The following is a 17,442-nucleotide window of genomic DNA, read 5'->3' as shown; positions in this document are numbered from 1 at the left end:
ACGCCGACGCGCCCACCCATGCCACCCGCGCCGCCGCCACAGCCGGTAGCACCCGGGCAGGTGCGGCTGGGGGCGGGCACGGCGCTGGACATCGCGCCCGGAGCCGAGACCCGGGCCGCCCGGCCGCGTGACCTCGCCTGCAGCGACAGCATCGATTATCCGCCGGAGCTGCGGCAGGCTGGCATCGGCGGCGAGGTGGTGCTGCGGTTGCGGCTGACGGACAAGGGCCGGGTGATCGAGGCGAAGCTGGCGGAAAGCAGCGGCCATCCCCAGTTGGATGAGGCCGTGCAACGCAGCGTCCGCCGCTGCCGCTTCGACCCTGCCTTGCGCGGCGGCGTGCCGGTCTGGAGCAACCTGACCTTTCGCGCCACCCTGCGACCCTATTAGGAGCCCTGCCGCATGGTCCGTCTCGATGTCATCACCACCCGCGGCGGCGATGCCGGGCAGACCTCGCTGGGCGATGGCACGCGTGTGTCCAAGGATGCGCTGCGGATCGAGGCCATCGGCACGGTGGATGAGACCAATGCCACGCTGGGCCTGCTGCGGCTGCAGACCGCCGGCCTGCCGGAGGATGCCATGCTGGCGCGCATCCAGAACGACCTCTTCGACCTCGGCGCCGATCTCTGCGTCCCCGGCACGGCGGCGGAAGGGCGGCTGCGGATGGCCGACAGCCAATGCGCCCGGCTGGAAGCGGAGATCGCCGAGATGAACGCCGCCCTGCCGCCGCTGCGCTCCTTTGTGCTGCCGGGCGGCACGCCGGCGGCGGCGCATGCGCATCTGGCCCGCACCGCCGCGCGGCGGGCGGAGCGCGTGGTGGTGGCGCTCGGCGCGGCGGAGCCGGTGAACCCGGTGGCGTTGCGCTACCTCAACCGGCTCTCGGACCACCTCTTCGTGCTGTCCCGCCGGCTCAATGCCGGGGGCGATGTGCTGTGGGTGCCAGGGCAGGCGCGGCAGGCCTGAGCCTACCTCAGAACAGCCAGGTGAAGGCTGCCATGCCGAAGAGGCAGATGGCCGCCAGGACGACCGTGGCCAGCAGGTTGCCGGCGATGGAAAGCCCGACTCCCCAGCCGGTGACGCGGTTGTCCTGTTCCACGATGCCCAGCGCCATGACGATGGTGCCGAAGGCCGGCGGGCCATTGGTGCCGGGGCCGGGCAGGATCAGCATCAGCGCGGTATAGACCGTCAGCCAGCCTGCCAGCCGCTCCCCCGCCGGGCTGGTGAACCAGCCATCGTGTGGGTGCAGGAAGCGCTCCACCCGCCCCAGCGTGCCGGAGGAGACGGAAGCCAGCCGAAGCAGGTCCGTGCGCCGGATGGTGCGCTGCGCCAGGAAGCGCGGCAGGCGCGGCGTGCGCAGCCCGATGCCCATTTGCGCCCCCAGCAGCAGCATCGGCAGGCCGAAGACGGTGGCCATGCCGGGCAGCAGGCTGGGCAGGCAGAGCAGCAGGATCAGCAGCCCGAAGGCCCTTTCCCCGAAGGCCTGCGCGATATCCCCGAGGCTGATCCGCTCACCCGGAAAGGTATCCGCCACCTCCGCCACGATGCGGGAGATGGAGGAGGTGGGGCAGGCGGCATCCTCCGGCGGGGCCGGAAGGGTGGCCGGCGGCAGGTGATCGGGCATCAGGCTTCGGCATCCTTCGCGGCGCTGCTGTTCCTGCCAGATGGGAGGGCGGTGCCGCAATATGAACCGTCATCCATCTTTTCCCGCAACCGGAGTGCCGTCTCGCCAGCCATGTTCCCAGGCCCCATCTCTGCGGCCGGAGACCTGGGAAGGGGCGAGGATGGAGGCGGTGGACCTGGCGCTGTGCCTGGCGGTGGATGTCTCGGCGAGCGTGGATTTCGATGAATTCGGCCTGATGGTGGGCGGGCTCGCCGAGGCCTTCCGGCAGGAGCGCATCATCGCCGCCGCCACGGCCGGGCCGCGTGGCGCCATTGCGGTGGCGCTGCTTTTCTGGTCCAGCAGGCAGGAACTGGCGGTGCCCTGGACGCGGGTGGCCGGTGCGGAGGGTGGCCAGGCCCTGGCGGATGCCATCGACAACAGCCCGCGCCTGCCGCCCCCTGGCGCCACTGGCCTGGGGCCGGGGATGGCGGCGGGGCTGGGGTTGCTGGGCCGCTTCGAGGGGCGGGCGGAGCGGCTGGTGATGGATGTCTCCGGCGACGGGCGGCACAACCTGGGGCGGCCGCCCGGGCCGGTGCGGGATATCGGCGTCGATGCCGGCGTCACCATCAATGGCCTGGCCGTGCTGAACGAGGAGCCCGACCTGCTGGCGCATTACGAGAACGAGGTGATCGGCGGCCCTGGCGCCTTCGCCATGAGCTGCGCCGATTACTCGGACTTCGCCGAGGCCATCCAGCGCAAGCTGTTCCGCGAGATCCGGGGTGGCATGGTGGCCTGATGTTGAGAAGGCTTCGCAACTGGCTGGACGTGGGGCGCTGGCGGGGATAAGCCGGTGCCAGCATGTTCCGCCGCCGTCGCGACCCTGAACCCGAGCCCTTGCCGCCCATCACGCTGGCGGAAATCCGCGCCGCCAGCGCGGAGGAACTCGCCGCCGCCTTTGCCGGCCCGCCGGAGGAGGCAGCCCGCTGGATCGCCGCCGCCGCCCGCGCCGGGCACCTGGATGCGGTGATCCTTTACGGGCAGATCCTGGCCGATGGGCGTGGGCTACGGCAGGACAGGGTCAGCGCCCTGGGCTGGTTCCGCGTCGCCGCCGAGGCGGGGGATGTGCGCGGCATCAATATGGTCGGCCGTTGCCATGAGCTGGGCTGGGGCACACCCATCGATTTCGAGCGTGCCGCCCATTTCTATGCCCAGGCCGCCGGGCGCGGATACGACTGGGCGCAATACAACCTCGCCGGCCTCCATGTGCGCGGCGCCGGCGTGCCGCAGGACCGCGCCAGGGCGCTGGAACTCTTCCGCGCCGCCGCCGCCCAGGGCCATGCCAAGTCCCTGACCGTGCTGGGCCGCTTCCTGGAGGAAGGCTGGGACGGCGTGCCGCGCGACCCGGCCGCCGCCTATGCGCTCTATGTGCGGGCGGCGAAGGCGGGCGATTCCCGCGCGCAGTTCAACCTGGGCACCCTGCTGGTGCAGGACGGGCGGCTGGAAGAGGCGCTGGGCTGGTTCCGCCAGGCTGCCGCCGCCGGGTCGCCGGATATGCTGGCGCATATGGCGCGCAGCCTGGGCGCCCGGCCCGAGCCCGCGCTACGCGCCCTGGCCGCCGAGGTGGCGGCGCGGCTGGGCTGAGGCCGCCGCGTCCTCGGCCATGTGGATGCGGCGGAGGTAGCCCGCGAAGCGCCGCGCGTCCTCCAGCAGCGCCTCATCCTCCGGGATGGCGCCGGCGGCGTAGCGCAGCGCCAGGATCGAGGCCTGCTCATAGGAAGCGCCGAGGGCGGAGCCGCCCAGCACCAGGGCCGGCGCCCGCCGTGGCTCATCCACCGGCCCCAGTGCCCGGCGGCCCCAGTCCCGTAACCCGGCCATCTCTTCCGGCGGGCGCGGGCGGAAGCCGCCCGGCCCCCAGGTGGTGGAGCCATGCGCCAGCGAGAGGTAGAGCCCATCCCCCGCCGCCGCGAAGAGATAGACGCAGTACCAGCCATCCCGCGCCTTGGGGGAGCGGGCGCGGGAGAAGAAGCGCACCCAGGGCGTCGCGGACTTGGAGCCCAGCCCGTCCCGCCCCTCGATGCGCAGGTCCTCGCCATAAGGGCCCAGCGCCGCCGCCAGTGCCGCGTGATGCGCCAGCAGCGCCTGCGGCAGCACGCGGCGGATCAACCGGCCGCGCCGCTGCATGGCCGGCGTACTGGCGGCGCTATAGGCGGGCTGCAACGCCAGGATGGCCTCGATGGCGTCCTTCAGCATGCCGCCGCTGTCAGTGGATTTCCCTGGACTGCTGCAAGGCCTGCTTCAGCCGCGCCACCGAGAAATCGGGGGAGGCGCAGAGGTCGAGGATCACCTTCTCACGCCGGGTGCAGAGGTCGATGGCGGCGGGCAGCTTCGCCACAGCCTCATGCGGGATGACCACGGCGCCGTGCCGGTCCGCATGCACCACCGCGTCATGGGCGCAGGCCATGCCGTGGATGGAGACATCCTGCCCATAGGCGACCATGTGGACATAGGCGTGGCTCGGGTTCACCACGCCGCCGATGATCTGGAACTCCGGCGCCAGCATGTCGAGGTCGCGGAAGGAGCCATTGGTGACGCAGCCCTGTGCTCCCAGCGCCTTGTGCACGGCGGTATGCACCTCGCCCCAGAAGGCGCCGGTGCCGGGGGTATCGTCCAGGTCCTGCAGCACCACGATGGTCGGCATGGCCGCATCTGCCACGTATTCGTACCAGCCGGTGCGGACGGCATGGTCCTCGGCGGCGGGGCGGCCGGAAGGGGCGGCGGCGCGCAGCGTGCCGGTACGAGCCAGGCCGCAGATCGGCTTCAGCGTGACATCCGCCGCCACCATGGGGCGGATGGTGAAGCCATGGCCGCGCCGCTCCGGCACGACCAGCTCCAGCGCATTGCAGATGGTGGGCGTGTCCCAGGCCCGCAGGGCCTCCAGGTCGGAAGCGGTGAAGGGATGGCTGGCCATGGTGTTTCCTCGCCTGTCGGGGCCGGTTGATCCGGGCTCCGTGGCGAGGATCGCGCCCTATCCGCGGGCGGTCAAACCGGCTTCAGCGGCGCTGCATCTCGATACGGCGGCGCTCCTCCTCCACCTGGCGCCGCTCGCGCTCCACCTGCCGGCGCTGCGCCTCCACCTCCTGCCGCTGGCGCTCCAGGTCCCGCCTCTGGCGGTCGCGCTCATCGACACGGCGGCCGCGCTCATCCTGCCGGTAGCGGTTCTCGTCCATGCGGCGGCGGTCGTCTTCCCAGCGGCGGCGGTCGGCGTCATCGGCGCGGCGGCGGTCTTCCTCCCAGCGCCGGCGCTCCTCATCCTCCTCCTGGCGGCGGCGGTCGTCCTGCTGCCGCTGAGCATTGTTGTTGCCCAGGAAATTGTTCAGCAGGTCCTGCGGCGTCTGTGCCAGGGCCGCAGCGGGCGCGGCGATGCTCAGGGCGAGCAGGGGCAGCAGGGATCGGCGTCGCATTGGGCATTCCTCGTGCTGGCGGTTCATTCCAACCGCACGGAAGACGCGCGGGGCACGGCCTCAGTTGCTGCCATGCTTTGATTCCCGCGGCCGCTTGCCCTATCTGAGGCGCTTGCATGCGGTGGATGCTGCCGCGCCAGCCGTCCCTTGTACCACCGCCGGAAGCCCATGACCGATACGCCGATCTCCCGCATCCGCAACTTCTCGATCATCGCCCATATCGACCACGGCAAGTCCACGCTGGCCGACCGGCTGATCCAGGCCACCGGCGCCATCTCCGCGCGCGAGATGAAGGAGCAGATGCTCGACAGCATGGAGCTGGAGCAGGAGCGCGGCATCACCATCAAGGCCGCCTCCGTCCGGCTTGAATACAAGGCCAAGGACGGCAATGCCTATGTCCTGAACCTGATGGACACCCCGGGCCACGTGGACTTCGCCTATGAGGTCTCCCGCTCGCTCGCCGCCTGCGAGGGCTCGCTGCTCGTGGTCGATGCCTCCCAGGGCGTCGAGGCGCAGACCCTGGCGAACGTCTACCAGGCCATCGACGCCAACCACGAGATCGTCCCCGTCCTCAACAAGATCGACCTGCCGGCCGCCGAGCCGGAGCGAGTGAAGCAGCAGATCGAGGATGTGATCGGCCTCGATGCCTCGGACGCCGTGGAGATCAGCGCCAAGTCCGGCCTGAACATCGAGGGCGTGCTGGAGGCCATCGTCACCCGCCTGCCGGCGCCCACCGGCGACATCAACGCGCCGCTGAAGGCGCTGCTGGTGGATAGCTGGTACGACCCCTACCTCGGCGTCATCATCCTGATCCGGGTGAAGGACGGCACCATCCGCAAGGGCCAGAAGATCCGCTTCATGGCGGAAGGCACGACCCAGACGGTGGACAGCGTCGGCATCTTCACGCCCAAGATGGTGCCGGTCGACTACCTCGGCCCGGGCGAGATGGGCTACCTGAACGCAGCCATCAAAACCGTCGCCGAGACCAATGTCGGCGACACCATTACCGACGACCGCAACCCGGCGGCCGAGCCGCTGCCGGGCTTCAAGCCCTCCATTCCCGTGGTCTGGTGCGGCCTCTACCCGGTCGATGCCGACGACTTCGAGAAGCTGCGCGAGAGCCTCGGCAAGCTGCGGCTGAACGACGCCTCCTTCCATTTCGAGGCGGAAAGCTCGGCCGCGCTGGGCTTCGGCTTCCGCTGCGGCTTCCTGGGCCTGCTGCACCTGGAGATCATCCAGGAGCGCCTGAGCCGCGAGTTCGACCTCGACCTGATCGCGACCGCGCCCTCCGTCGTCTACAAGCTGAAGATGACCAAGGGCGAGGAGATCGACCTGCACAACCCGGCCGACATGCCGGACCCCTCGCTGATCGAGAGCATCCAGGAGCCCTGGATCAAGGCCACCATCATGGTGCCGGACGAGCATCTCGGCTCGATCCTGACGCTCTGCTCCGAGCGGCGCGGCCAGCAGGTGGAACTGACCTATGTCGGCAACCGCGCCATGGCCGTCTATCGCCTGCCGCTGAACGAGGTGGTCTTCGACTTCTACGACCGCCTGAAGTCGGTCAGCCGCGGCTATGCCTCCTTCGACTACCAGATGGACGGCTACGACCAGGGCGATCTGGTGAAGATTTCTATTCTTGTGAACAACGAGCCGGTGGATGCGCTGTCCTTCATGGCGCACCGGACGCAGGCCGACCGCCGTGGCCGCGCCATCTGCGAGAAGCTGAAGGAGCTGATTCCCCGCCAGCTCTTCAAGATCCCCATCCAGGCGGCGATCGGCGGCCGCGTCATCGCGCGCGAGACGATTTCCGCCATGTCCAAGGACGTCACCGCCAAGTGCTATGGCGGCGACATCAGCCGCAAGCGCAAGCTTCTGGAGAAGCAGAAGGAAGGCAAGAAGCGCATGCGGCAGTTCGGCAAGGTCGAGATCCCGCAGAGTGCCTTCATCGCCGCGCTCAAGATGGATAGCTGAGTGCATCATGGCCTGAGCTGGTACGATGCCCTTGCCCTGGCATCCTTCAGCTTCTGGCCGGTGGTGCTGCCCGCGCTGCTGCTGCTGGCCTGGTATGGCTGGCGCCGGCGGCGCCGGCGGTGGAGCGGATGGCTGGTCCTGCTTCCGGCGATGATGGCGGCATGGGGGTGGTCGCCTTCGCCGCTGTGGATACCGGCTGAAGCGCGACCTTTTACCCCTTGACGAGATCCCGCCCGGAACGGCCAGATATCGTAATAATTCGTTCCGGGAGATTTGTTCGCATGGTCCGACGCAGCCTTCTGGCGGCGATCGCCGCGCCCGTCCTGTCCGCCATGGCGTTGCTGGCGCCGGCCGGGGCGCAGGCCCAAGGCGCCTATCCTAACCGCGCGATCACCATCGTCGTGCCCTTCGCTGCCGGCGGACCGACCGATACCGTCACGCGTCTCGTGGCGGAATCCATGAGCCGTGACCTCGGCCAGTCCGTGGTGGTGGAGAATGTGGGCGGCGCCGGCGGCACCCTGGGCGCCGCGCGCGTGGCCCAGGCGCGGCCGGATGGCTATTACCTGCTGCTGCACCATATCGGCATGGGCACCACCCCCAGCCTCTACCGCAAGCTCTCCTACGATGCCGTCGGCGGCTTCGAGCCGGTCGCGATGGTGACCGAGGTGCCGATGACCATCATCGGCCGCAAGGACCTGCCGGCCAACAACCTGCAGGAACTGGTGGCCCTGGTGCGGCAGGAGCGGCAGAAGCTGAACTACGCCAATGCCGGCATCGGCGCCGCCAGCCATCTTTGCGGGCTGCTGTTCCAGAAGGCTGTGGACGCGGCGATGACCACCGTGCCCTATCGCGGCACCGGCCCGGCCATGACCGACCTGATCGGCGGCACCGTGGACCTGATGTGCGACCAGACCACCAATACCACCGAGCATATCCGCGCTGGCGCCGTGAAGGTCTTCGCCGTGACGACGCCGGAGCGCCTGCCCTCACTGCCCAATGTGCCGACCACCAAGGAGGCCGGGCTGCCGGGCATGGAAGTGACCATCTGGCACGCGCTCTATGCCCCCAAGGGCACGCCGGCCGATGTGGTGAACCGCCTGTCGCGCGCCGTCCAGACCGCGCTGCGGGATGAGAAGGTGGTGACCCGCTTCGCCGATCTCGGCACCGCACCCGTCACCCAGGAACAGGCGACCCCCGCCGCCACCCGCGCCTTCTGGCAGGCCGATATCGCCAAGTGGCGGCCGGTGATCCAGGCTGCCGGGGAATATGCCGACTGAGGCTGGGGCTAGCGGCAGGCCGGGTTCGCCCGGCTTGCCTGACCGGAGGCTTCCGCGCTGATATCCGGTTTGCGCCTGCTCTGTTATAGGGTGGACCAGGATGACCGGAGCGGAGGCCGCTCCCTCCGGATGCGCTAAGGGCGGGAGAGCGTGAGGGCTTGAAACTGGGGGAACCGCCAGCCCTGCCGGGGCAGTCGGATGTAACGGAGCGGCCCGGCGATACCATCCGGAGCATGGGTGCCTACGCCCGGCGCCGTCGCTGGCGGCCAACGGTGCGGCTGCACCTGTTGATCCTGTCGCTGACGACATTGCTGCCGCTTTGGATGCTGGCTGGTTACACGGCCTGGCACGCGGCCGAGCTGCAATATTCCACCGCCGCCAATGACACGCGCGATGCCGCCCGCAACCTCGCCTTCGTGCTGGAGCGGGAGATGGTCGGGCTGCGCGGCGCGCTGACGGCGCTGGGCAGCTCCCCCGCGCTGCGGGCCAATGATTTCGCCACCTTCCATGCCCAGGCGCTGGCGCTGCAAAGCGTGGATGGCAGCCGCATCCGGCTGACCGATGTCACCGGCCGCGTGCTGGTGGATACCAGCCTGCCCTATGGCACCGCGCCCGCCGATGCGCCGCCGCCGGCCTCGCGCGGCGCCGACCTGCCGTTGTCGGACCCTTTCTCCGGCGTCCTGTCGCCGGAGCGTCCGGGCTCGCCGCATCAGGTGGCCCTGACGCTGGAGGTGCCGCGCAGCCCCGGGCAGAGCCCGCTTTTCCTTTCCATCGGCACCGATCCGCTGCGGCTTTGGCTGGGCTCGCTGCGCCGGGCGGCGCTGCAGCCGGGCTGGATCGCGCTGATCGTCGATGCCGAAGGGCGCATCGTGGCGCGCGAGCCCTACGAGGCGAGCGCCATCGGGCGGCAGCTGCCGGTGGGCAGCGTGGCGCGGCAGGCACTGGCCAGCGGCCAGTTCTTCGGCTGGTCCCGCAGCCACACGTCGGGGGGGATGGAGCTGACCACCGCCTGGCACCGCGTCGGCGCTTCCCCCTGGCTGGTGATGGTGGGGATGCCGGCCACCGAGACCGACAGCCTGCTGGCGCGGGCGCTGTTGCCGGTGCTGCTGCTGGGTGGGGTGCTGCTGGTGCTCTTCACCCTGGGGCTGACCCTCTGGGTGGACCGGCGCATCGCGGCGCCGCTGGCCCGCATGGGGCGGCTGGCCACCGCCTATGGCCAGGGCGCGCCGCTGCCCAGCCTCCACCGCTCCGGCCTGCATGAGATCGACATGGTGGCGGAGGCGCTGATCGATGCCGCCGCCAGCCGCGAGGTGCTGGAGGCCGAGCGGCTGGAACTGACCGCCCGTCTGCGCATGGTGCTGGAGAGCACCACGGATGGCGTGCTGGTGCTCGACCCCCAGTGGCGGCTGCTCTACGCCAATGGCCGCGCCCGGCTGCAACTGGGCGGCGAAGGGGATGCGGTGGGCCGCGTGCTGCCCGAGGCTTATTCGGGCTGGGCGCAGGGGGTCTTCGCCCATACCTGGCGCCGTGCCATGGACGAGCGCCGGCCGCAGCGCATCACCGCCTTCCATGCCGCCATGGGGCGCTGGATCTCGGCCGATGCCTATCCCTCGGCGGAGGGGCTGACCATCTTCTTCCGCGATGTCAGCGCCGAGCGGGCGGCCGAGGCGGCGCTGCGCGAAAGCGAGGCGCTGTTGAAGGCGGTGCTGGACAATGTGCCGGTGGGCATGGTGGTGGCCGAGGCGCCCTCCGGCCGCATGATCCTGGCCAATCGCCGCACTGGCGAGATCCTGTGCATGCCGCAGCCGCTGTCCGACAGCATCGAAAGCTATGCCCGCGACTGGGAGTGGTACCACCCGGATGGCCGGCGGGTGCAGGGCGCGGAGATGCCGCTGGCCCAGGTGCTGGCGCGCGGCATGCCGGCGGCGGCCGAGTTCCAGGCCCGGCGCGGCGATGGCGGGCTGGGCTGGGTGCGCGTCTCCGCCAGCCCGGTGCGCGATGCCCAGGGCAAGGTGACGGGGGCGGTGGCCGCCATTACCGATATCGATGTGGAGCGCCGCGCCGCCGAGCAGGTGCGCGAAAGCGAGCAGCGCTTCCGCACCCTGGCCGAGACCATCCCGCAGATCGTCTGGTCCGCCCAGCCGAATGGAGAGGTGGATTACGTCAACCCGCGCCTGCGGGACTTCACCGGGCTTTCGGTGGCCGATGCGCAGAAGATGCTGCCGCAGATCGTGCATCCGGACGACCAGCGCCGTGTTGAGCGGGCCTGGCGGCGGGCGATGCGGGCGGGCGCGCCTTTCTCGGCCGAGCTGCGCCTGAAGCGTGCCGACGAGGGCTGGCGCTGGTGCGTGGCGCGCGCCCTGCCGGTGCGTGGCCCGGAGCAGGGCGGCGAGCAGGGGCCGATCCGCCGCTGGATCGGCACCGTGACGGATGTGACCGACATGGTGGAGACGCGGGAAGCGCTGGCGCGGCAGGTTTCCGCCCATGCGGCCTCGCGTGAGGCGGCGGTGCGGGCGGCGGCGGCGCTGGCGGCCTCGGAAAGCCGCTTCCGCCGCTTCGCCGAGGCCAGCCCGGACGTGATGTGGATGACCGACAACAGCGGCACCACGCCCGAATTCGTCAGCCCGGCCTTCGAGCGCATCTGGGGCGTGCCGCAGGAAGCCATCCTGGCCAATCCGCAGCTCTGGCTCGACGCCGTGCATCCGGTGGACCGGGAGCGGGTGCGCGCGGCCTGGATCGCCGCGCGCCAGGGCGGCAATTTCGATGTCGAATACCGCATCCAGCGCCCGGATGGCGGCATGCGCTGGATCCGCGATGTCGGCTTCCCGATCCTGGACGCGCAGGGCGGGATGAGCCGGCGCGGCGGCCTGGCGCGCGACATCACCGGGGCCAAGGCGGCCGAATCCCGCCAGGTGCTGCTGCTGGGCGAGCTGAACCACCGGGTCAAGAACACCCTGGCCACGGTGCATTCCCTGGCCCTGCAGACCGCCCGCACCGCCGGCGACGACTCGGAGGCGCTGCGCCGCTTCCTGGCCGATTTCCAGGCAAGGCTGATGGCGCTCTCCCGCGGCCATGACCTGCTGACCGCCCGTACCTGGCGTGGCGCCACGCTGGAGGATGCGGCGCAGGCCGCGCTCTCCCCCTGGCGGCCCTTGCCGGCAGAGGGCATGGAGGGGCAGGAGGCGGCGCGGCTGCGGCTCAGCGGCCCGCCGGTCTGGCTGGCGCCGAAGCAGGCGCTGGGCCTGGCGCTGGCGATGCATGAACTTGCCACCAACGCCGCCAAGCATGGCGCGTTGAGTCGGCCGGAGGGCTCGATCCGGGTCGCCTGGCACGAGGAAGGGGATGGCATGGTGGAATTGCTGTGGCAGGAAGAAGGGGGGCCGCCGGTGCAGCCGCCCCGGCGCCGCGGCTTCGGCAGCCGCATGCTGGAGCGCGGCCTGCCGGCAGAACTGGGCCCTGGTTCCTCGGTGGTGATGGATTATGCGGAAAGCGGCTTCTCGGCCACCATCCGCTTCCGTCCCGTCAATGGGCCAGGGGCGGAGGAGGAAAGGGCGTGAAAGCGAGCATGTGGAATCCCGGCTGCCGATGGACCCGCGCATGGCATTGAATGGGCGGCGTATCCTGGTGGTGGAGGACGAGGCGCTGATCGCCATGCTGGTGGAGGATGCCCTGCTGGATGCCGGCGCCGAGGTGGTAGGCCCCGCCGCGACGGTGGAGGAGGCACTGGCCCTGATGGCGGATGGCGAGGTCGGCGCGGCGGTGCTGGACATCAACCTGGCCGGGCAGCTTTCCACTCCGGTGGCGGATCTGCTGGCCGAGCGCGGGGTGCCCTTCGTGGTGGCCACCGGCTATGGCGCCGCCGGGTTGCCGGAGCATCACCGGGGCGTGCCGGTGCTGGCCAAGCCCTATGACCCGCGCGAGCTGGTGCAGACCCTGGAGCAGATCTGCGGCTGAAAAGGGCTCAGCACCCGCCCAGGGCGCGCAGCACGCGCTCGGGCGTCGCCGGCAGGTCCAGGCGGTCGGCACCGGTGGCGTCGCGCAGCGCGTTCCAGACCGCGGTGGCCAGCATCAGCGGCGGCTCCCCCACGGCCTTGGAGCGGAAGATGGTCTCGGCCCGCGCCGGCGCATCCTCCAGCAGCTTGACGTTGAGGACCGGCGGCACGTCGCGCGAGCCGGGGATCTTGTAGGTGGAAGGGCCAAGGGTGCGCAGGCGCCCGGCGGCGTCCCACCACAGCTCCTCGCAGGTCAGCCAGCCCAGGCCCTGGACGAAGGCGCCCTCGATCTGCCCGAGGTCGATGGCCGGGTTCAGGGAGCGGCCGCAATCCTGCACCAGGTCGGCGCGCAGCACGCGGTGCTCGCCGGTCAGCCGGTCCAGCAGCACCTCGGCCACCGAGGCACCGTATGAGAAGTAGAAGAAGGGATGCCCTTTCATGGCCACCGGGTCCCAGTGCAGGTCCGGGGTCTTGTAGAAGCCGGTGGCGGACAGGCTGATCCGCTGGCTCCAGCAATGATGCGCCAGCTCGCCGAAGCTCATGCTGTGGTTGCCGGCGACGACCTGCCCGTCGGCGAAGGCGATCTCCTCCTCCGCCACGCCCCAGAGCGCGGCGGCGGCCTTGGCCATGCGGGTGCGGATGGCGCTGGCGGCGGCATGGGCCGCCCAGCCGTTCAGGTCGCTGCCGGTGGAGGCCGCCGTGGGCGCGGTATTCGGCACCTCATCGGTGGAGGTGGCGGTGATGCGGATGCGCTCTACCTCCACCCCGAAGACCTCCGCCACCACCTGCGCCACCTTGATGAAGAGGCCCTGGCCCATTTCGGTGCCGCCATGGTTCAGGCGGATGGAGCCATCGGTATAAACGCTGACCAGCGCGCCTGCCTGGTTCAGGGCGACGATGCCAAAGGAAATGCCGAAGGCCAGCACGAAGCTGCCCAGGCCCCGGCGCAGCACCGGGTGGCTGGCATTGAAGGCGTCGATCTCCGCGCGGCGGGCATCCCAGGCCGAGAGCGCCTTGGCTTCCGCCCAGACGCGGCGGATCAGGTCGCCTTCCAGATGCTGGCCATAGGGCGTGTCGCTGCCGTTGGAACCACCGGCGAAACTGCGTTCCCGCACCGCCTCGACACTCTGGCCGGTGGCGCGGGCCGCGGCCTGCAGCACATCCTCCATCAGCAGCACGCCCTGCGGGCCGCCGAAGCCGCGGAAGGCGGTGTTGGAGACGGTGTTGGTCTTGCAGGCCAGGCCGGTGACGCGCACCGCCGGCACGTCATAGGCATTCAGCGCATGCGTCACCGCCCGCATCAGCACGCCGCCCGAAAGGTCCAGCGTGCTGCCGCCATCGGCGGCCAGCGTGGCATCCAGCGCCAGCAGCCGGCCGGCGGCATCGCAGCCCGCGCGCCAGCGGAAGAGGAAGGGGTGGCGCTTGCCGGTAGCGGCCATATCTGTCTTGCGAGACAGCCGCAGTTTCACGGGCCGGCCGGTGGCGCGGGCAGCCAGGGCGGCGGCAGCGCCGACCCAGCTCGCATTGCTTTCCTTGCCGCCGAAGCCGCCGCCCATGCGCCGGCACTGCACGGAGACGCGGTTGTAATCGCAGCCCAGCACGCGGGCGGCGATATGCTGCGCCTCCGTCGGATGCTGGGTGGAGGAATGGAGCGTCAGGTCGCCATCCTCGCCGGGAATGGCCAGGGCAATCTGCCCTTCCAGGTAGAAATGTTCCTGCCCGCCACAGCGGAACTCGCCTTCCAGGGCGATGGGCGCATCCGCCAGCGCCGCCGCCGCGTCGCCGCGCTGCATCACCATGGGCGGCATCAGCAGGCTCTTCGCCGCCAGGGCTTCCTCAAGTTCCAGCACCGGGGGCAGGGGGCGGATCTCCGGCCGCAGCGCCGCGGCGGCGGCGATGGCCTCGTCCCGTGTGCGGGCCACCACCAGGGCCAGTGGCTGGCCCCAGTGTTCCACGTATTCTTCCGCGAAGAGCCGCTCCCGCGCCTTGCCGCTGGGGGAGATGTCGTTGCGGCCGGGGATATCCCCCGGCCCTAGCGCCGCCACCACGCCCGGCATGGCGCGGGCGGGCGACAGGTCCAGCGGCGCCAGCGCGCCATGCGCCACCGGGGAGAGCGCCAGCACCGCATGCAGCAGCCCCGGCGGCTCAGGCATATCGTCGGTGAAGCGGGCCTCGCCGGTGGTGTGCTTCAGCGCGCTGTCCTGGCGCAGCGCGGCGCCCATGCCGGTTTTCACAGCGCATGCACCTCCATGGCCAGTTCCGGATGCGCCGCGCGCCAGTAGAGCCGCCGCAGCAGCCCCGCTGCGCCCGCCGCCCGGTATTCCGCGTTGCCGCGCCAGTCGGAGAGAGGGGTGAAGTCCCGCGCCAGGGCCTCGGCGGCGGTGGCGAAGCTGGCTTCGGCCAAGGGCGCGCCGGTCAGGGCGGCCTCGGCGGCGGTGGCGCGGGCGGGGGTGGCGGCCATGCCGCCGAAGGCCAGCCGGGCCTCGGTGATGCGCCTTTCCTCGACCCGCAGCAGGAAAGCGGCGGAGACGGTGGAAATATCCTGGTCGTGCCGCTTGGAAAGCTTTTCACAGACGAAAACGCTGCCCTGTGGCGGGCGTGGCAGGTCGATGCGGATGATGACCTCATCCGGCGCCAGCAGCGTCTGGCGATAGCCGGTGAAGAAGGCGCCGGCCTCCACCACCCGCTCCCCCCGCGCCGCCGAGGCCAGCACGATACGCGCGCCCAGCGCCAGCAGCGGCGGCAGCGCATCCCCGATCGGTGAGGCGGTGCCGAGATTACCGCCCAGCGTGCCCATGCCGCGGATCTGGCGCGAGCCCAGGCGGCGCAGCAGCGCGGCGAGGGGAGCGAGATCTCCCTCCAACGCCCGCAGCATTTGGCCATAAGTGACGCCGGCGCCGATGCGCAGCCTTTCCGGCCCTGTTTCCAGGTGCTGCAATTCCGACACGGCCGAAAGGCAGAGAATGGCGGGCGGCTTTTCCCGGTGTTCCGAGACGCGCAGGCCGAGGTCGGTGCCGCCGGCCAGCAGCCAGGCATCGGGCAGGGCGGCGCGCAGCGCCAGCAGGGCAGGGAGGTCGGCGGGCAGGTGGAAATCCTGTCCGGCGCCGCTGAAATGCCCGGCTGCGAGGGGCGCGGGTGGCGGGGCGGGGGCCGTGTCATCCTCCAGCCGGGAAAAAGCATCCAGGATGGGGCGGTAGCCGGTGCAGCGGCAAAGATTGCCTGCCAGCGCCTCATGCACACTGCCACCTTCGCGGGCATGCGCCCAGGCGGACATGACAATGCCGGGGGTGCAGAAGCCGCATTGGGTGGCATCGGCCTCCGCCATGGCGCGCTGCACCGGATGCGGGGCGCCGCCAGGGCCGCGCAGCCCTTCCACGGTGCGGATGCTGCGGCCATGCATCTGGCCCAGCAGCGCCAGGCAGGCATTGAGCGGCACGCGGCGGCCGTCCGGCTCCTCCGCCACCACGGTGCAGGCACCGCAATCGCCCTCGGCGCAGCCTTCCTTGGTGCCGGTCAGCCCGGCCTCAGGCCCGCGCAGCCATTCCAGCAGGGTCTGGCCGGGCGGTGTGCCGGGCGGCAGGCGACGGGCCACGCCGTTCAGGACGAATTCGATGCATCCGCTCATGCCGGGAGCGAAGCAAATCCCGCGCCGTGCCGAAAGGGTTTGTTCTCAGCGCCAGTTGATGCCGCCGCCGGCACCGCCATAGAAGCCGGAGGTGCCCTGCCGTCCGGCGGAGTCCCGGTCGCTGCTGCAAGCGGCCAGCGTGCCGGTGGCCAGGACCAGGGCCAGCACGGCGGCCAGGCGGGCGAGGTTGGTGCGTGTCATCATTCGTCTCCCTTTCGGTGGTGGATATGGTGGCGCGCCCCGTCAGGGCACCGTGCCTTCCGGCAGGCTGGCCACATGCTCCAGGATGCCGCCGGCGGTGGTGATCCAGACCTCTTCGCGCGCCGCCGCGATCGTGGCCAGTGCCCGCCGCAGCGCCCGCAGCCGGTAGGGCTGGCCGATCAGGTAGGGATGCAGCGCGATGCCCATCACCTGCGGCTTGCCGTCCCGCACCTGCCGCAGCCGTTCGGCGAAGTCATCCAGGATCATCTCCGCGAACTGCGCCGCGCCGTCCTTGCGGGCGACAATGGCGGGGATGTCGTTGACCTCCTGCGGATAGGGAATGGCCAGCAGCCGGCTGGCGCGGGTGCTCATCCAGATCGGCTGGTCGTCGGCGCACCAGTTCAGGGTGTAGCGATAGCCGGCCTCGGCCAGTAGGTCCGGCGTGGCGCGGCTCTCGGCGATCCAGGGGGAAAGCCAGCCGCGCGGCGCCACGCCTTCCCGCCGCGCGATGGCGAGGGTGGCTTCGGCGATCAGCGCGCGTTCCTCCGCTTCCGGCAGGGTGCTCTGGCGCTCGCTGTTGCTGCGGCCATGGCCGGCGATCTCGTCGCCCCGGGCGCGGTGGGCGGCCACCAGCTCCGGCGCATAGTCATACATGGCGCTGTTCAGCAGCACGGTGGCGGGCAGGGCGAGTTCCTCCAGCAGCTCCAGCACCCGCCAGGCGCCGACGCGGTTGCCATAGTCCCGCCAGGCATAGTTCAGCACATCCGGCTGCGGCCCGCCGCCACCATTGGCGCCCGGCGCCAGTTCCGCCCCCAGGCCCTCGCCAAAGGCGAAATGCTCCAGGTTCAGTCCGAGATAGACGGCCAGCCTCGCACCCCCTGGCCAGCGGTATTCCGGCCGCTGCGGCCAGGGATGGTAGGCGTAGCGGCCATGGCTGGGCAGCATCGGCGGGGTTTTCCTGCAACGGGCGGGCAATTCGCGCAGGCAGCGATACCGCCCCGGGGCAATCTGTTCTAGAACGCCCGGCATGTCCCTGCCCCGTAAGGCCGAGATGGCCCGGGCGCGCGCCCTGCTTTCGGCCGCGGCACGTGAAAGCCGTGGCCGTCTGGCGCGCCCGGTTCTGCTCGGCATCGCCTCCATTGCCTGCGGCATCGCCCAGGCCTGGTTCATTGCCCGCCTCCTGGCTGCCCTGCTCGGCCATGGCGAAGCCCGCTGGGGCGAGGCCGGCTGGCCGGAACTCGCCGCCGCCGCCGCCCTGGCGCTGCTGGCCACCGCCCTGACGGTGGCGCAGGAGCATGCCCAGGCCGCCGCGGGC

Annotated in this window: 16 protein-coding genes and 1 pseudogene; 9 read left to right on the top strand and 8 right to left on the bottom strand. The window is 70.9% G+C overall.

What is annotated here, in order from left to right:
- Positions 1–387 (top strand): energy transducer TonB (locus IBL25_RS16885; protein WP_238940491.1); only part of this gene is annotated, 387 nt, incomplete at its 5' end.
- A gap of 12 nt (positions 388–399) precedes the next feature.
- The gene (locus tag IBL25_RS16880; RefSeq protein ID WP_187779708.1) at positions 400–960 is read left to right on the top strand and encodes a cob(I)yrinic acid a,c-diamide adenosyltransferase; all 561 of its coding nucleotides are present in this window, start codon (positions 400–402) and stop codon (positions 958–960) included.
- Between the two features lie 7 nt (positions 961–967).
- Here the strand turns inward: IBL25_RS16880 and IBL25_RS16875 are convergent, their stop codons facing one another.
- Complete coding sequence (locus IBL25_RS16875; RefSeq protein WP_187779707.1) at positions 968–1,618, bottom strand: exopolysaccharide biosynthesis protein; 651 nt, start codon at positions 1,616–1,618, stop codon at positions 968–970.
- Positions 1,619–1,778: 160 nt separating this feature from the next.
- On the opposite strand from IBL25_RS16875, the gene IBL25_RS16870 reads away from it, so the two are divergent.
- Positions 1,779–2,393 carry a DUF1194 domain-containing protein gene (locus tag IBL25_RS16870; protein WP_187779706.1) on the top strand — a complete coding sequence of 205 codons (615 nt, stop codon included), beginning with the start codon at positions 1,779–1,781 and terminating at the stop codon, positions 2,391–2,393.
- A gap of 62 nt (positions 2,394–2,455) precedes the next feature.
- Positions 2,456–3,238, top strand: coding sequence for a tetratricopeptide repeat protein (locus IBL25_RS16865; protein ID WP_187779705.1), 783 nt, complete (start codon positions 2,456–2,458; stop codon positions 3,236–3,238).
- On the opposite strand, the gene IBL25_RS16860 is transcribed toward IBL25_RS16865, so the two are convergent.
- From IBL25_RS16860 to IBL25_RS16850, 3 genes are all read right to left on the bottom strand, one after another.
- Complete coding sequence (locus IBL25_RS16860; RefSeq protein ID WP_187779704.1) at positions 3,197–3,847, bottom strand: MrcB family domain-containing protein; 651 nt, start codon at positions 3,845–3,847, stop codon at positions 3,197–3,199. The genes IBL25_RS16865 and IBL25_RS16860 overlap by 42 nt on opposite strands.
- 10 nt (positions 3,848–3,857) lie before the next feature.
- Positions 3,858–4,565: an RraA family protein gene (locus IBL25_RS16855; RefSeq protein WP_187779703.1), complete on the bottom strand. Its 708-nt coding sequence runs from the start codon at positions 4,563–4,565 to the stop codon at positions 3,858–3,860.
- A gap of 82 nt (positions 4,566–4,647) precedes the next feature.
- A complete protein-coding gene (locus tag IBL25_RS16850; protein ID WP_187779702.1) occupies positions 4,648–5,058 on the bottom strand; it encodes a hypothetical protein in 411 nt (136 codons plus the stop codon).
- A 168-nt stretch (positions 5,059–5,226) separates the two neighbouring features.
- On the opposite strand from IBL25_RS16850, the gene lepA reads away from it, so the two are divergent.
- The 4 genes from lepA to IBL25_RS16830 all read left to right on the top strand — a co-directional run bounded on the left by lepA (position 5,227) and on the right by IBL25_RS16830 (position 12,263).
- Complete coding sequence (gene lepA / locus IBL25_RS16845; protein WP_187779701.1) at positions 5,227–7,032, top strand: translation elongation factor 4; 1,806 nt, start codon at positions 5,227–5,229, stop codon at positions 7,030–7,032.
- A 281-nt stretch (positions 7,033–7,313) separates the two neighbouring features.
- Positions 7,314–8,309: a tripartite tricarboxylate transporter substrate-binding protein gene (locus IBL25_RS16840; RefSeq protein ID WP_187779700.1), complete on the top strand. Its 996-nt coding sequence runs from the start codon at positions 7,314–7,316 to the stop codon at positions 8,307–8,309.
- A gap of 158 nt (positions 8,310–8,467) precedes the next feature.
- Complete coding sequence (locus tag IBL25_RS16835; RefSeq protein WP_194433744.1) at positions 8,468–11,866, top strand: PAS domain S-box protein; 3,399 nt, start codon at positions 8,468–8,470, stop codon at positions 11,864–11,866.
- Positions 11,867–11,876: 10 nt separating this feature from the next.
- Entirely contained in the window at positions 11,877–12,263 is a 387-nt protein-coding gene (locus tag IBL25_RS16830; RefSeq protein ID WP_367615631.1) for a response regulator, read from the top strand.
- A 7-nt stretch (positions 12,264–12,270) separates the two neighbouring features.
- Here the strand turns inward: IBL25_RS16830 and xdhB are convergent, their stop codons facing one another.
- From xdhB to IBL25_RS16810, 4 genes are read right to left on the bottom strand one after another with little or no spacing between them, the layout of a single operon-like run.
- A complete protein-coding gene (gene xdhB / locus IBL25_RS16825) occupies positions 12,271–14,523 on the bottom strand; it encodes a xanthine dehydrogenase molybdopterin binding subunit (protein ID WP_187779710.1) in 2,253 nt (750 codons plus the stop codon).
- A gap of 8 nt (positions 14,524–14,531) precedes the next feature.
- Positions 14,532–15,926 (bottom strand): xanthine dehydrogenase small subunit, encoded by a 1,395-nt coding sequence (locus IBL25_RS16820; RefSeq protein ID WP_187779698.1) that lies wholly within the window; start codon positions 15,924–15,926, stop codon positions 14,532–14,534.
- A 45-nt stretch (positions 15,927–15,971) separates the two neighbouring features.
- On the bottom strand, positions 15,972–16,130 hold the full coding sequence (locus tag IBL25_RS16815; RefSeq protein ID WP_187779697.1) for a hypothetical protein: 159 nt from the start codon (positions 16,128–16,130) through the stop codon (positions 15,972–15,974).
- A 39-nt stretch (positions 16,131–16,169) separates the two neighbouring features.
- The gene (locus IBL25_RS16810) at positions 16,170–17,072 is read right to left on the bottom strand and encodes a polysaccharide deacetylase family protein (protein WP_187779696.1); all 903 of its coding nucleotides are present in this window, start codon (positions 17,070–17,072) and stop codon (positions 16,170–16,172) included.
- An 82-nt stretch (positions 17,073–17,154) separates the two neighbouring features.
- Between IBL25_RS16810 and IBL25_RS16805 the strand changes: the two are divergent.
- Positions 17,155–17,442 (top strand): annotated as a pseudogene (locus IBL25_RS16805) (thiol reductant ABC exporter subunit CydD); the annotation flags it as partial.

The organism is Pseudoroseomonas ludipueritiae (assembly GCF_014490445.1).
In the GTDB taxonomy this organism is placed as follows: domain Bacteria; phylum Pseudomonadota; class Alphaproteobacteria; order Acetobacterales; family Acetobacteraceae; genus Pseudoroseomonas; species Pseudoroseomonas ludipueritiae.
This window is presented reverse-complemented; position numbering and strand designations above follow the sequence as displayed.

Excerpts from the sequence above, each read along its gene's own strand:
- IBL25_RS16840 (WP_187779700.1), top strand. The coding sequence starts at position 7,314 with ATGGTCCGACGCAGCCTTCTGGCGGCGATCGCCGCGCCCGTCCTGTCC.
- IBL25_RS16875 (WP_187779707.1), bottom strand. The coding sequence starts at position 1,618 with ATGCCCGATCACCTGCCGCCGGCCACCCTTCCGGCCCCGCCGGAGGAT.
- IBL25_RS16870 (WP_187779706.1), top strand. The coding sequence starts at position 1,779 with ATGGAGGCGGTGGACCTGGCGCTGTGCCTGGCGGTGGATGTCTCGGCG.
- IBL25_RS16865 (WP_187779705.1), top strand. The coding sequence starts at position 2,456 with ATGTTCCGCCGCCGTCGCGACCCTGAACCCGAGCCCTTGCCGCCCATC.
- IBL25_RS16810 (WP_187779696.1), bottom strand. The coding sequence starts at position 17,072 with ATGCTGCCCAGCCATGGCCGCTACGCCTACCATCCCTGGCCGCAGCGG.
- IBL25_RS16855 (WP_187779703.1), bottom strand. The coding sequence starts at position 4,565 with ATGGCCAGCCATCCCTTCACCGCTTCCGACCTGGAGGCCCTGCGGGCC.
- xdhB (WP_187779710.1), bottom strand. The coding sequence starts at position 14,523 with ATGGGCGCCGCGCTGCGCCAGGACAGCGCGCTGAAGCACACCACCGGC.
- IBL25_RS16850 (WP_187779702.1), bottom strand. The coding sequence starts at position 5,058 with ATGCGACGCCGATCCCTGCTGCCCCTGCTCGCCCTGAGCATCGCCGCG.
- IBL25_RS16880 (WP_187779708.1), top strand. The coding sequence starts at position 400 with ATGGTCCGTCTCGATGTCATCACCACCCGCGGCGGCGATGCCGGGCAG.
- IBL25_RS16860 (WP_187779704.1), bottom strand. The coding sequence starts at position 3,847 with ATGCTGAAGGACGCCATCGAGGCCATCCTGGCGTTGCAGCCCGCCTAT.
- lepA (WP_187779701.1), top strand. The coding sequence starts at position 5,227 with ATGACCGATACGCCGATCTCCCGCATCCGCAACTTCTCGATCATCGCC.
- IBL25_RS16820 (WP_187779698.1), bottom strand. The coding sequence starts at position 15,926 with ATGAGCGGATGCATCGAATTCGTCCTGAACGGCGTGGCCCGTCGCCTG.
- IBL25_RS16815 (WP_187779697.1), bottom strand. The coding sequence starts at position 16,130 with ATGATGACACGCACCAACCTCGCCCGCCTGGCCGCCGTGCTGGCCCTG.